The following is a 12804-nucleotide window of genomic DNA, read 5'->3' on the forward strand; positions in this document are numbered from 1 at the left end:
CAAAAGACCCGCCTAGGCGGGTCTTTTTACACCATTACTGGAAGGCGTAGCTAACGTTCAGTCCAACACCGTAGTTACGGCCTGGTGCCGATTCATAGTAGCGTCCGTTACTTTCGTTAACGATCACTGAGCCGACATATTTGCGGTTAAACAGATTATCGACTCGGCCAGACAGATCAACGGTCCAGTTCTCAACCAGCCATTTACATCCGGTGTTCAGAGAGGTTAGCGTGTAGGCTGGCGCACTGACGGTATTGGCATCATTGGCCTCGATATTACTCATATAACGGATATCGCCGCCCGCGTACCAACCTGCTCCTGGTGCATACTCCAGGCCTGCGTAAGCCATACTGCGGGCAATTCCCGGAATACGGTTACCGTTACAGTCACCGGAGGTACAGGCATTGCTGCGGTAACGGGCATCCAGCAGAGTCCAAGAGGTGTTTAACTGCCAGTTTTCTCCCAGTTGCTGCTCAAAGCCTAGTTCCAGACCACGGCGACGGGTTTCCCCAGCGTTTTTGAAGGTGGCTCGGCCATCGGTGCTGTCGGCAGAAACGATCTCATTACGGGTATCGGTCTGGAAAACAGCGGCATTTAACAGGCCATAGCCGATGCGCTTTTTGGTGCCCCACTCAATGGTCTTATTGGTGGACGGTTTTAGGCCCAAGTTCAGACCGGCTTGTCCATCAGGACGGTAGGAAAGTTCGGTAATGGTTGGTGTTTCAAAACCTTTCCCAGCAGACAAATAGGTATTCCAACTATCATCAATGGCGTACTTCAAGGAGGCCGCAGGTAACCATTGGTGATAGCGTTTGCTGCCGCTGTCATCACCATCAGACAGATAATGATCTTCCGAATCGAAATTGATGGTACTTAAGCGAACCCCTGCATCTAGAGACCAGCGCTCGGACAACTGCCAAGCCGTCTGCAGATAAGGATCTAGGTTCCACATCAGGTTATGTTCATTACGGCGTAAAGCACCTTTCTCGCCGGTCACAATGCCGGAAGAGCCGTAATAAAAGTTCTGATAGCCCTGACGGTCTTCGGTCATGGTTTCATAGTCAAGACCAACGGTGGCACTTACTGGCAGGGTAAACAGCGTATCCCGGTGTGTCCAGCGGGTATCAACCCCCTGATAATGACGGGTAAGGTCAATAACTCCGTACTTATTCTTATTAGATTGCGCTTTGTAAGGGATGGATTGATACTGGGTCATCTCCCGGATACCCGCATAAGCCATCACACTCAGGTCATCGTTAGGGCTCATCGAACGCTCATAGTGCAGACCGGCCTGGGTCTGGTCGACGGTCTTACGGGCATTATACAGTGACACGTTAGACGCCACCTGTTTTGGATCATCCCGCCACTGTTGCTCGGTCAACCCACCAGGGTCATTGGCTTGGATATGGGTACTGTTTACCAGCAGGGTAAGGGTGCTCTGGTCATCAATACGCACGCCGAGACGGGCATTGGCTAGATTTTTTTGGGCACTGCTGTGGTCGCGGTAACCGTGGGTGGTAAAACGAGACACCGAGGCGTTGTAGTCTACATCCCCCGCATGGGTCCCGTCACCGGTAGAGCCGCTGGCCTGCAGGCTATTACGCCAGCTGCCATAACTGCCATACCAGGTGCCAGCCGACAGGGTATCGGGTTGCTGGCCTTTTTTGGTGACCACATTAATCACCCCGCCAGAGCTGTTACCGTAGAGGGCTGAAAACGGACCGCGCAGGATGTCCACATGGTCGATAGAGCCGATATCGATATTGGAGGTCTGGCCCTGGCCGTCCGGCATAGTGGAAGGGATACCGTCCACATAGATACGAATGCCGCGTACGCCAAAGGTCGAGCGAGAGCCAAAGCCACGGATAGATAGTTGTAAGTCCTGTGCGTAGTTTTGACGATTGAGGATCTGTAATCCTGGCACCCCTGACAGTCCCTCTGACAAATTGACTTGAGGCTGCGCGCGGCGCATATCTTCACCATACACCACGCTGACGGCCGCCGGGGTATCCAGTTCATTTAAACCGTGGCTGGCAGGGGCCGCGGAGACAATCATGGTAGGAGATTTATCGGTATTGGGTGCTGTCGCGGCCAGACCGGCTGCCGGGAGAAAAACCGGTAGCATGAGTGAGGCTTTTAGCTGTGTGTGTGTTCTTTTTTTCATCAGTAGTGAAAGCTCTCAATGAGTTAATACGCAGCAGCAATAAATACATTCTGCAGAAAGGTGAGAATGCTACCTCTTTTTTTCGTGCTTGTTAAAATGTAATCGTTTTATTTTACTGTTAAATGATATTAATCATTATTTTATAAATCATAAGCTAATCTTCGGTTGCTTGAGCTCTGTAACAGAAAAGCGGATCCCTTTGTGCTCAGGACGCTTATAGTTAATGAAATACAGCAAAATTATTGGCCGCCGTGCCGGATATCTATAGCAGTGCGGCACAACATCAGTGACTAATGGAGGAACAGATGAGTCAACAACCTAAAGTTGCGGTACTCGGCCTGGGTGCCATGGGACATGCCTTTGCCGCCAACCTGTTAAAAAATGGATTCAGTGTCCACGGCTGGAACCGTAGCCCAGAAAAAGGGGAAGATCTTAAAAAAGACGGTCTGGTGCTGGCGACATCTGTGGCGGATGCGGTTAGCGAAGCCGATGTGATTATCACTATGCTACCGGACAGTGATACTACCCACGATGTCCTCAGTCAGGCTCTGGATTCGGTGAAAAAAGACGCTACCCTTTGCCAGATGGGCACTCTCGGTCTGGAAGGTATCGAAAAACTGCATCACTATATTTCAGAAAAACGACCGGACATTCTGTTTCTTGATGCACCGGTTTCAGGTACCAAGGCTCCGGCTGAGAAAGCGCAGATCACTGTACTGGCCAGCGGTGATCGTCAAGGTGCTCAAGCCGCCGAGCAAGTGTTCTCTGCGATCAGTAAAGCCACCCTGTGGCAGGGGGATGTGGGTGCTGGGTCGAAAATGAAACTGGTCGTCAACAGTTGGCTGATTGGTCTGATGCAAAGCTTGGCTGAAAGTGAACGGCTGGCTGAAGCACTTGGATTCGAACCAGACCAGCTATGGCAAGCCTTGGAGGGAGGTCCTTTGGCGGCCCCTTACGCCAAAGTCAAACTGGAGATGATCAAAAGCGGTGACTTTACGCCACAAATGCAGCTGATCTGGGCGCTGAAAGATGCGAAACTGGCCGTTGAAGCCGGTAATAAGCAACAACTACCAGCGCTGACTAACATTACAGAACTTTGGCAACAGGCAGTGGATGACGGACTGGGGCACCAGGACCTATCGGTGATTAGCCAATACCTCGCCTCCCGCGGCAAATAAGCTGTCAGCCAGGGCAGTGCCTGTCCTAGCCGGTTGCCGAGCCGAAACACAGAGTTTGCTAATGAATGACTATATTGACGGCCACAACGATCTATTGATGCAACTGTGGCTGAGGTGCCCAGACAACCCAGAACTGGCTTTTTTTGAGCAAGGTTGTGAAGGGCACTTGGATTTTCGACGTATTCGTCAAGGACGTCTCAGCACTGCGCTGTTTGCGATATTCGTCCCGCCGGAAAAATACGTCGCCTTGCATTACCCTCAGCGTTTAGCCGCGCTGAAGGATAGGGTCGCCGTGATGTGGCAGCAGTTGGCTATTTTGCAACGGCTGGAACAGTTCTCCCAGGGACAGGCGAAAATCTGCCGTACTGCGCTGGAAGTGAAAGAGTGCCAGCAGCGTGGACAATTGGCGATGATTGCCCATATCGAAGGTGCTGATGCGTTGGACACCGAAGGCCATCTGCTGACGGCATTTTATGATGCTGGTGTCCGCAGTGTCGGTCCGTTTTGGAATACCCCCAATGCCTTTGGTGAAGGGATCACCGGCAGTTTCCCCGGCTCTCCGGATAGCGGACCGGGCCTTACCGTCGTCGGCTTTGAGTTTGTTCGCCAGCTACAGGCGCGATCAATGTTGATTGATGTCTCTCACATGAACCAGAAAGCCTTTTATGATACCGCCAAAACGGTGGATCAGCCGCTGGTGGCGACCCATTCCAATGCCCATGCGCTCTGTGCCCAACCTCGCAACCTTACTGATGCACAACTGAAAATTATCGCCGACAGCGGTGGAATGGTGGGGGTTAATTTCGGTAATGCGTTTCTACGTGCCGATGGTCAGCGTGACCCAGATACCCCGCTGGATCAGATCGTTGCCCATATCCTTTACCTACTTAATCAGGCGGGAGAAGACCATGTCGGTTTTGGTTCCGATTTCGACGGTACTGGTGTGCCAGATAGTTTAAAAGATGTGACCGGACTTGGCCTATTGGAGCAAAAACTGCGTGATACTGGCCTAAGTGAGAGGGTGATCACAAAAGTTTGTCGGGGTAACTGGGACAGGATTTTTGAACATTTTATGACAGGTTAAACGGAAATGTTCATCTTTTCATTGACCTCTGTTTGACAAAGGCGCAACATTTAGTGGTCTTTGACAGAAACATGCCACAGAGTTGCGCTGTGGTTTTTTTATAAAGACGTTTTTCGTCAACATCAGTATTAAGGTGATCTTATGTGGAAAAAACCTGAATTTGTGGATATGCGCCTAGGTATGGAAGTCACTCTGTACATCTCCAACCGTTAATTATCCCGGTCATACTAAGTGGCCGCTTGCGGGCGGCACTTACTTCTAAAGAGTTATTCTATGTTTATCAAAGTGCTGGGCTCTGCTGCCGGTGGCGGTTTCCCGCAGTGGAACTGCAACTGCAGTAACTGCAAAGGCCTGCGCGATGGCACCCTCCGTGCTCATGCCAGAACACAATCTTCTATTATTCTCAGTGACAACCGCGAAGACTGGGTGTTGTGTAATGCTTCCCCCGATATTTCACATCAGATTTTCCAAACCCCTGAACTGGTAAAAGCCGATGTACTGCGTGGCACTGCCATTGGCGATATTATTCTGACCGACAGTCAGATCGACCATACCACCGGTCTGCTAAGTCTACGTGAAGGTTGTCCGCACCATGTCTGGTGTACCGACGAAGTCCATAACGATCTCAGTACCGGCTTTCCGGTCTTTCCAATGCTGACCCATTGGAATGGCGGTTTACAGCACCAACCTATCCAGCCGCTGGAACCCTTTACTGTCACCGTCTGTCAGTCGTTGCGCTTTACTGCAGTCCCTATCCTCAGTAACGCACCACCTTATTCACCTTACCGTGACCGACCACTGCCGGGGCATAATGTAGCGCTATTTGTCGAGAATACCGCTAGCGGTAAGACCCTGTTCTACGCGCCAGGTTTGGGTGAGCCGGACGAGGTTATCCTCCCTTGGTTGCAAAAAGCGGATTGCCTGTTGATTGACGGTACCGTCTGGCAAGATGATGAACTGCTTAGTACCGGTGTTGGGGTAAATACTGGCCGAGCGATGGGGCATCTAGCACTGGCAGAAGATCAGGGGCTGATGAGTCTGCTGGCAAAACTACCGGCCAGCCGAAAAATTCTGATCCATATTAATAATACCAACCCGATCCTCGACGAGGACTCTCCCCAGCGCCGTTTCCTGGAAGAGCAGGGCATTGAAGTCAGCCATGACGGAATGGCAATACAGTTATAGGACTGAAGTTATGACTCTCACTTCCCCCCTGAGCCGCGAGGCATTTGAACAGGCCCTGCGTGATAAAGGGGCTTATTATCATATCTATCACCCTTACCATATTGCCATGCACAATGGTCAGGCGACCCGTGAGCAGATCCAGGGCTGGGTGGCGAACCGTTTTTACTATCAGACCAATATCCCGCTGAAAGATGCCGCCATTATGGCGAACTGTCCGGACCCGGCCACCCGTCGTAAGTGGGTCCAGCGTATCCTCGACCATGACGGTGCAGGCGAGTGTGAAGGCGGTATTGAAGCCTGGTTACAGCTCGGGGAAGCCGTAGGGCTGAATCGTGACGACTTGTTATCAGAAAAGTATGTGCTGCCTGGAGTGCGGTTTGCGGTGGATGCATACGTGAATTTCGCGCGCCGCGCCAGTTGGGAAGAAGCCGCCTGTAGCTCACTGACCGAGCTGTTTGCGCCACAAATTCATCAGTCGCGCCTCGACAGTTGGCCACAACATTACCCGTGGATCAAAGAAGAGGGCTATTTCTATTTTCGTAGCCGTTTGAGCCAAGCCCGCCGTGATGTTGAACATGGGCTGGAGTTGGCTCTCGACTATTTTGATACTGCCGCTATGCAGAACCGCATGTTGGAGATCCTGCAATTCAAGCTGGATATTTTGTGGACTATGCTGGATGCTATGACCATGGCCTACAGCCTTGAGCGTCCTCCTTATCATACAGTGACAGACCAGCCTGTCTGGCACACAACTCGGCTAGTGTAATATGAGTATTGAAAACACTGTGGTGGTTTTTCGTCGCGGCTACCGGCTGCAATGGGAAGTGGCCCAGGACTGCCATGTGATCCTCTACCCAGAAGGCATGGCCAAACTGAATGAAACCGCAGCGCTGATCCTTGAGCAGGTGGATGGCAAACGTAGCGTGTCACAGATTATCGACTTACTGAACCATCGCTTTCCTGACGCCGAGGGTGTCGACGCCGATGTCATCGATTTTCTACAGGCTGCGGTTAAACAAAAGTGGATAATGTTGCGTGATGCAAACTAAGCCTGATGTTAAAGCACCGCTGTGGCTATTAGCGGAACTCACTTATCGCTGCCCGTTACAGTGCCCGTACTGCTCTAATCCGCTGGATTTTGCCAGAGAGCAACAAGAGTTGACCACTGAACAGTGGTTGACCGTGTTCCGTCAGGCCCGCGAAATGGGCAGTGTCCAGTTGGGCTTTTCCGGCGGCGAACCGCTGGTACGTAAAGACCTACCAGAGCTGATCCGTGGCGCCAGAGAGCTCGGTTTTTACACCAACCTGATCACCTCAGGTATCGGCTTGACCCGTCAAAAACTGGATATCTTTGCCGATGCGGGCCTGGACCATATTCAGGTCAGTTTCCAAGCCAGCGACGAAACCCTCAATGCAGCGCTAGCGGGTTCAGAAAAAGCCTTTCACCAAAAACTGGAGATGGCGAAAGCGATTAAGGCCCACGGATATCCGATGGTGCTGAATTTCGTCCTACATCGGCATAATATCGACCAGATCGACCGCATCATCGAATTATGTCTGCAACTAGAGGCCGATGATGTGGAGTTGGCGACCTGCCAGTTTTATGGCTGGGCTCAGCTAAACCGAGAAGGGCTGCTGCCGACCCGTGAACAAATTGCCCGTGCCGAAGCCGTGGTGAGTGAGTATCGGCAGAAAATGGCGGCGGACGGTAACTTAACCAACCTGATCTTCGTCACGCCAGACTACTACGAAGAACGGCCAAAGGGCTGTATGGGCGGGTGGGGAGCCATTTTTATGAATGTGACCCCAGATGGTACTGCGTTACCCTGTCACAGCGCCCGCCAATTACCAGTGGAATTCCCCTCTGTGTTGGAGCACAGCCTAGAGCATATCTGGTATGACTCTTTCGGCTTTAATCGTTACCGTGGTTATGACTGGATGCCAGAACCCTGCCGTTCCTGTGATGAAAAAGAGAAAGACTTCGGTGGTTGCCGTTGTCAGGCCTTTATGCTGACAGGGAATGCTGATAATGCTGACCCGGTGTGCAGTAAATCCCCGCATCACGATAAAATTTTGCAGGCTCGCCGGGAAGCGGATTGCAGTGACATCCGTATCGGTCAGTTACAGTTCCGAAATCAGCGTAACTCCAAGGTGATCTTCACCTCCCGCGGTTAATCGATGACAGAGCCACGGGTGAAAGAATATCGCTATCAAGGCATCAACATTCAGTTGATCTCAGCGCCGGGTCTCCAGCAGGCCTCTGCCTGTGTGCGGTCCGCCGTCGGTAGTCACCATGAACCGGCCGCTTGGCCGGGTCTGGCCCATCTGCTTGAGCATCTGCTGTTTCAGGGCGGTACCCGCTTTGGTGATGATCAACGGTTGATGCCGTGGGTCAGCCGCCATCATGGGCGAGTTAACGCCACTACCGAGGCCTGCCAAACCCTCTATTATTTCGAAGTGTCTCAGGCCTATCTCAGTGCCGGCATTGCCCGGTTGTTAGATATGGTCCTATCGCCTTGTCTAGAAACGGCGTCGATCTCCAGAGAAATTGCAGTGATCGATGCAGAATATGAGCTATTAACGGGGCATCTGCCAACCCTGTGCCAGGCATTTTTGGCAGATGGTTTTAGCGGTGCAGAGGAATATCGCCGCTTTGTGGTCGGTAACCGCCAGAGTCTCCGGGGAGACCCTCAGGCCGTGCGCCAAGCTTTATACACTTTTCATCAACGGGGGTATCAGCCTGAAAACCTCACGCTGACTGTCCGTGCTGATCTGCCGCTGGCGACCCTACAACAACAGGTCCGCCACGCTTTCGACCTCGGTGGCAATGGAGAGAAAACGCCCCAGCCCGTAACCCTTACTGATGCTGCACAACAAAACGGCTCCCCCTTGGCGGGTAGAGATTTGTCGAAGCTGGCGTTACCAACGGTGAAGGAGCGTCGACCGGTGGTGCTGCATGCCACAGGAGAACGCCAACATCTGTTGAGCTACTTGATTGACGATCCCGAGGGTGATCTTGCAGACACTGTTCCACTATTGCAGGCACTTATCAGCGATGCCTCACCGGGAAGCTTACGCCATTACTGGACAACGGCAGGGCTGTGTCATGACTTACAGGTCGAACAGATTTCCGCACAACGTGGCAGAGTGTGGCTGTTGATCCGCCTTACGTCAGCGCCGGGAAAACCCCAACCGGCAGGGTTACTGCATGCCTCATGGCAGGCGTGGTTGCGGCAACTCATGCAGTTAACTGACTCGCAGCGGGTGCATTACCGTAAACTTGCCGACCAACACTTAGCATCAGTATCGCCAATGGAACAGTTACGCAAATTAGCGTCAGGTCAGGGGGGCCAAGCGGATAGCGTGGCATCCTTGGCAGCTTCCTTACTGACTACTCCATACTGTGAGTTACAGACGGGACTGTTTGATGGCGGTGAAATTGCTCATGTACGCGGATTTCCCTGCCGCTGGCAACCTGCTGAACCGGCAACACAGCCGCTGACTCCACCACCGCAGCCGTTTATCTTTTATCCTGCATTGGCGACTGTGGACGATATTGGTGGCCGATCATCGCTAAGACCTAACAGCTCGCCAGTGTGTTGGCGTGCCGATCACGGTGGGCAACAGGTGGCTCTGGTGATGCGTCCGCCCATCGGCACCACCCTCACCGTGGGGCAATATGGCGCGCTTCAGCGGTCGCTGGCACCGTTTTTTAGCCGAGTCCACCATGCTGGTGGCAGAGCTGCTCTCAGTCAATGGCAGGGGGTTCCTTGGTTGAATATGAACTTGCCGGACAGCGGGCAGGCCGAGGCGCTGCTGGCTCTGTTAATTCGCTGCTGGTCTGACTCTGATCACAGTTTGGCTGAGGATGGACAGGAAATCCTCATTCGCCGACTGTTGGCGCGTTTTCCGGCACTGCTCGCGGAAACGTTTAAACAGCCACGCTGGTGTGCGCTGTTGCAGTGTCAGGATGATTCACTGTTTCACCAACTGGACCAACAGCTGCAACAAGGGATCCCGCAGCTTAGCCGTCATCAACCGCGACTGCAGCCTCTTCCTCCTGGTTTGGGTCAGCATCATCCTGCTAGAGAAGGAGACAGCGCGTTACTGTTTTTCCTACCTGTGGATCACCATAATGCTGAGCAGTTGGCTGCCGCACAGGTATTAGGCAGCCTTTATCAGCCAGCGTTTTACCAATGGTTGCGTGAGGAACGGTCGGTGGGATATGTGGTCTCTTGCCGCTTTGAAAGGCTGGCTGATCGCGCCGGTATCCTTTGTGCGCTACAGTCCCCCCACTGGGATCATCAGCAGTTGCGTACGGCCTGTGAAACCTTTTTCGACCGTATTACTGAGAAAGTGGTCAGCCTGACTGAAGTCCCTGAGCTACCGCAGCATTGCGATAGTGGGGCTGACGCACTATTGCGTCAGGCACTGTGGCAGAAGATCAGCGGTGAAGGTGCCTCACCGCAGGATGAGACAACCCTCAGCAGATTATCGTTAATCAAGTTACACCGTTACTTTTGTCAGCAGGCTGTCCAAGCGGTGTGCCTCAGTTACGGCCGCTGAACTCACCGGGCCACCAGGCCCGGTAGGCTAGCAGCGATCACTGCCAGAACTTTTTACGGCTGGTTTTACCAATCCCTGGATTACAGCTGTTGGTCGGGTCGAGGGCCTTCCAGTGTGCTTGGTGGTCGCAGGAGGCCGCATACAGATGTCCGACATTGTGTTCCGCGGGATAACGGGCACCGCGTTGTTCCAAATAAGCCATCACATCCTGCTTAAACTTCACCGCATCGGTCCCTTCCTTCAGTACGTAATCTTGGTGATTGACGAAGCAGAAGAAGTGGCCACAGCAAGAGTCAGCCTGTACCTGTGAGGCCAGATGCGGCGGCAGGTGAATGCGCCACTGGGTATCATTTCGCCGCAGTGCCACATCAAAAGCAATCAGTCGCTGATTAGGGTTATAACCGAGATAATCACAATAAGACACCGTGCAGCCACCCACCGCAAAGCGGATCAAAAAGGCATCTGCGGCTTCTCTGTCGTCACACAGGAAATATTCCCCTGGCCGTTCAGCGAAGAAAGTGTCTAACAGATTGTTCAGTTGTTCTGCTTGTTTGGCTTCGACTTTAATCATCAGGTGATGCACAAAGTGGCGGCGATACTCCATGATCCGTGGGGCGATAAAAGACGGGGTAACCTGGTTAAAGCCCTGGATCAATTTATCCACCGTATTTTTGGGTAGGAAGCGCGCGTGTTTGACCCGCAGATCCCAGCGCGCTTTATTGGCCATCAGTCCTGGGATCGCTTGTGGGCCTAATTTACGGATCGCCAGCACCATATGTTTAGCGTAACGCAAAGTTAAGTCAAAGGCACCAGCATGGATATATTCTGCCTGTAACGGCAGTTCCTGCATGTTTTCCAGAAGGTAACGGCGCAGACTGACTAGTTCACTTTCATCGTTACTGCCGATATAGAAAGTTCGGGTCTCCTCACTGGCGGCGAATGTCGGCAGTCGGGCGGCAAAAACGATCACTTTACCGGCACAGCCAGCACTGTCATGCAGGTAGCGCTGGTCACCGTTAAACCTCGCCGGAGAGGCGGCGGAGGTATCCCGAAGTTGGTCGGCATAATCATCTGCCCAGATCTTTCCCTGCCAGTCCGGAGCGTCACCGGTGGTGTATGCGCGGGTTTCCAAGGCATTAATCATTTTTTCGGGGCTATCACCGAGGTCAATGCCCAGATGATTGACCAGCTCCAAGTGGCCTCGTTCGGTAATACGGGCAAACAGAGACTTTTCAGTGAATGCTGGACCGCGGCGGATCAGCGACCCCCCGGAGTTATTACATAATCCGCCAATCACCGAGGCACCAATACAGGAAGAACCGATCACTGAATGCGGCTCACGGTGTAGAGGCTTCAGGGTCTCTTCAAGTTCGGTGAGGGTAGTACCGGGAAAAGCGATGACTTGCTGATGATTATCGATCACCTGAACCCCGGTGAGTAGGCGTGTGCTGACAATTACCAAGTCACGATCATAATCCTTACCGTCAGGTGTCGAGCCACCGGTGACGCCAGTATTTGAGGCCTGCATCAGGATAATCACATCCTCGGCGACGCACACTTGCAGTACTTGCCACAATTGCAACAGGGTTTGGGGTAATACCACTGCTAAGGCTTCCCCCTGACCGACACGGAACCCTTTGGTATAAAAGGCTTTGTCGTCCTCGCTCAACAGCACCTGCTTTTCTCCCGCAATTTCATGCAGCCTGCGGGTCAGCTCCTGACGGTTATTCATTAGTCCTGTCTGCCTTTGATGTTCATGTATATCTGCTTGTCCCTGGCCGCACGCAACCTCTATTGTCTGAGCAGCAACGGGTTTGCCAGCCTATCAGTATATAAAAGCGCGTTTCAGCCGCTGTGGAAAGGGTCTGGATAAAAAAAAACTTAATATGCAGGGTGCAGAAAGGACCGGCGGTGAAGTGATGATCAGAACAGCGGTTAGCGGCAGGCAATAAAGGCCCCCCAGGTTGGGGGGCCTGTGGGGATCACAGACGGGTGATCACTAACTCTTCTGCCAGCCGGGATTTAGGCAGTGAAGCATTAAAGTCTTTTTCGCTGTTATAGCCGATGGCGACCACTGACAGACTGTGCAGACCCTGTTGTTTCAGTGACAGTACCTCGTCCAGTTTTTCAGGGTCAATGCCTTCAATAGGGGTGGCATTCAAGCCCATTTCTGCGGCACCTAGTAGCAGGAAGCCGAGAGAGATATAGGTCTGACGTTCCATCCAAGTACGCAAATCTTGCTCGGTTCCGCCGTAGGCAGCGATATAACCACGACGACCATTATCATTAGCAGTAGCGCTGGCCTCATCTTTAAAACGGCCATCCTGCAGCTCTTGCTGCTGCACACGGTTAAACTGGGCGTCATCCAGGGTGTCTTTGCTGGCAAAGACCACAACCATTGCAGCATCACGGACTTTTGCCGCATTGAAATCACGGATTGCCGGTAAGATTTTTTCTTTACCTTCCTCGCTGGTCACGGCAACAAAGTGCCATGGCTGCAGATTCAGGGAAGAAGGACTATAACGCAGAATATCCAAGATTTGCTGTTGTTGCTCATCACTCAGTTTACGGCTGGCATCATAAGCCTTAGATGTGAAACGTTGTTTTACTACATCGACAATAGACAT

At 52.5% G+C, this 12804-nt stretch carries 11 protein-coding genes; 8 read left to right on the plus strand and 3 right to left on the minus strand.

The genetic code is table 11. The features are described 5' to 3' along the window. Nucleotides 1-34: 34 nt before the first annotated feature. Nucleotides 35-2164: a TonB-dependent receptor PqqU gene (gene pqqU / locus DW47_RS0107970; protein ID WP_420911399.1), complete on the minus strand. Its 2130-nt coding sequence runs from the start codon at nt 2162-2164 to the stop codon at nt 35-37. A gap of 305 nt (nt 2165-2469) precedes the next feature. Between pqqU and DW47_RS0107975 the strand changes: the two genes are divergently transcribed. From DW47_RS0107975 to DW47_RS0108005, 8 genes are all read left to right on the plus strand, one after another. Next, complete coding sequence (locus tag DW47_RS0107975) at nt 2470-3342, plus strand: NAD(P)-dependent oxidoreductase (RefSeq protein ID WP_029685875.1); 873 nt, start codon at nt 2470-2472, stop codon at nt 3340-3342. A gap of 61 nt (nt 3343-3403) precedes the next feature. Next, nucleotides 3404-4426 carry a dipeptidase gene (locus tag DW47_RS0107980; RefSeq protein WP_029685876.1) on the plus strand — a complete coding sequence of 341 codons (1023 nt, stop codon included), beginning with the start codon at nt 3404-3406 and terminating at the stop codon, nt 4424-4426. A 141-nt stretch (nt 4427-4567) separates the two neighbouring features. Continuing rightward, complete coding sequence (gene pqqA / locus DW47_RS16935; protein WP_071846626.1) at nt 4568-4639, plus strand: pyrroloquinoline quinone precursor peptide PqqA; 72 nt, start codon at nt 4568-4570, stop codon at nt 4637-4639. Between the two features lie 60 nt (nt 4640-4699). Next, a complete protein-coding gene (pqqB, locus tag DW47_RS0107985) occupies nt 4700-5611 on the plus strand; it encodes a pyrroloquinoline quinone biosynthesis protein PqqB (protein ID WP_029685877.1) in 912 nt (303 codons plus the stop codon). A 10-nt stretch (nt 5612-5621) separates the two neighbouring features. Further along, on the plus strand, nt 5622-6377 hold the full coding sequence (gene pqqC, locus DW47_RS0107990) for a pyrroloquinoline-quinone synthase PqqC (RefSeq protein WP_029685878.1): 756 nt from the start codon (nt 5622-5624) through the stop codon (nt 6375-6377). 1 nt (nt 6378) lies between these two features. Further along, a complete protein-coding gene (gene pqqD, locus DW47_RS0107995) occupies nt 6379-6660 on the plus strand; it encodes a pyrroloquinoline quinone biosynthesis peptide chaperone PqqD (protein WP_029685879.1) in 282 nt (93 codons plus the stop codon). Next, entirely contained in the window at nt 6647-7786 is a 1140-nt protein-coding gene (pqqE, locus tag DW47_RS0108000; RefSeq protein ID WP_029685880.1) for a pyrroloquinoline quinone biosynthesis protein PqqE, read from the plus strand. Before pqqD ends, pqqE begins: the two co-directional genes overlap by 14 nt. Before the next feature lie 3 nt (nt 7787-7789). Continuing rightward, complete coding sequence (locus tag DW47_RS0108005; protein WP_029685881.1) at nt 7790-10177, plus strand: insulinase family protein; 2388 nt, start codon at nt 7790-7792, stop codon at nt 10175-10177. Nucleotides 10178-10214: 37 nt separating this feature from the next. Here DW47_RS0108005 and dld read toward each other — a convergent pair whose 3' ends face one another. Both dld and nfsB read right to left on the minus strand, forming a co-directional pair. Further along, nucleotides 10215-11909: a D-lactate dehydrogenase gene (gene dld, locus DW47_RS0108010; RefSeq protein WP_029685882.1), complete on the minus strand. Its 1695-nt coding sequence runs from the start codon at nt 11907-11909 to the stop codon at nt 10215-10217. A gap of 250 nt (nt 11910-12159) precedes the next feature. Next, nucleotides 12160-12804 (minus strand): oxygen-insensitive NAD(P)H nitroreductase, encoded by a 645-nt coding sequence (nfsB, locus tag DW47_RS0108020; protein ID WP_029685883.1) that lies wholly within the window; start codon nt 12802-12804, stop codon nt 12160-12162.

Origin of the sequence: Tatumella saanichensis (assembly GCF_000439375.1) — a bacterium.
GTDB classification, from domain to species: Bacteria; Pseudomonadota; Gammaproteobacteria; order Enterobacterales; family Enterobacteriaceae; genus Tatumella; species Tatumella saanichensis.

Excerpts from the sequence above, each read along its gene's own strand:
- DW47_RS0108005 (WP_029685881.1), top strand. The coding sequence starts at position 7,790 with ATGACAGAGCCACGGGTGAAAGAATATCGCTATCAAGGCATCAACATT.
- dld (WP_029685882.1), bottom strand. The coding sequence starts at position 11,909 with ATGAATAACCGTCAGGAGCTGACCCGCAGGCTGCATGAAATTGCGGGA.
- DW47_RS0107975 (WP_029685875.1), top strand. The coding sequence starts at position 2,470 with ATGAGTCAACAACCTAAAGTTGCGGTACTCGGCCTGGGTGCCATGGGA.
- pqqC (WP_029685878.1), top strand. The coding sequence starts at position 5,622 with ATGACTCTCACTTCCCCCCTGAGCCGCGAGGCATTTGAACAGGCCCTG.
- DW47_RS0107980 (WP_029685876.1), top strand. The coding sequence starts at position 3,404 with ATGAATGACTATATTGACGGCCACAACGATCTATTGATGCAACTGTGG.
- pqqU (WP_420911399.1), bottom strand. The coding sequence starts at position 2,164 with ATGAAAAAAAGAACACACACACAGCTAAAAGCCTCACTCATGCTACCG.
- nfsB (WP_029685883.1), bottom strand. The coding sequence starts at position 12,804 with ATGTCTATTGTCGATGTAGTAAAACAACGTTTCACATCTAAGGCTTAT.
- pqqD (WP_029685879.1), top strand. The coding sequence starts at position 6,379 with ATGAGTATTGAAAACACTGTGGTGGTTTTTCGTCGCGGCTACCGGCTG.
- pqqB (WP_029685877.1), top strand. The coding sequence starts at position 4,700 with ATGTTTATCAAAGTGCTGGGCTCTGCTGCCGGTGGCGGTTTCCCGCAG.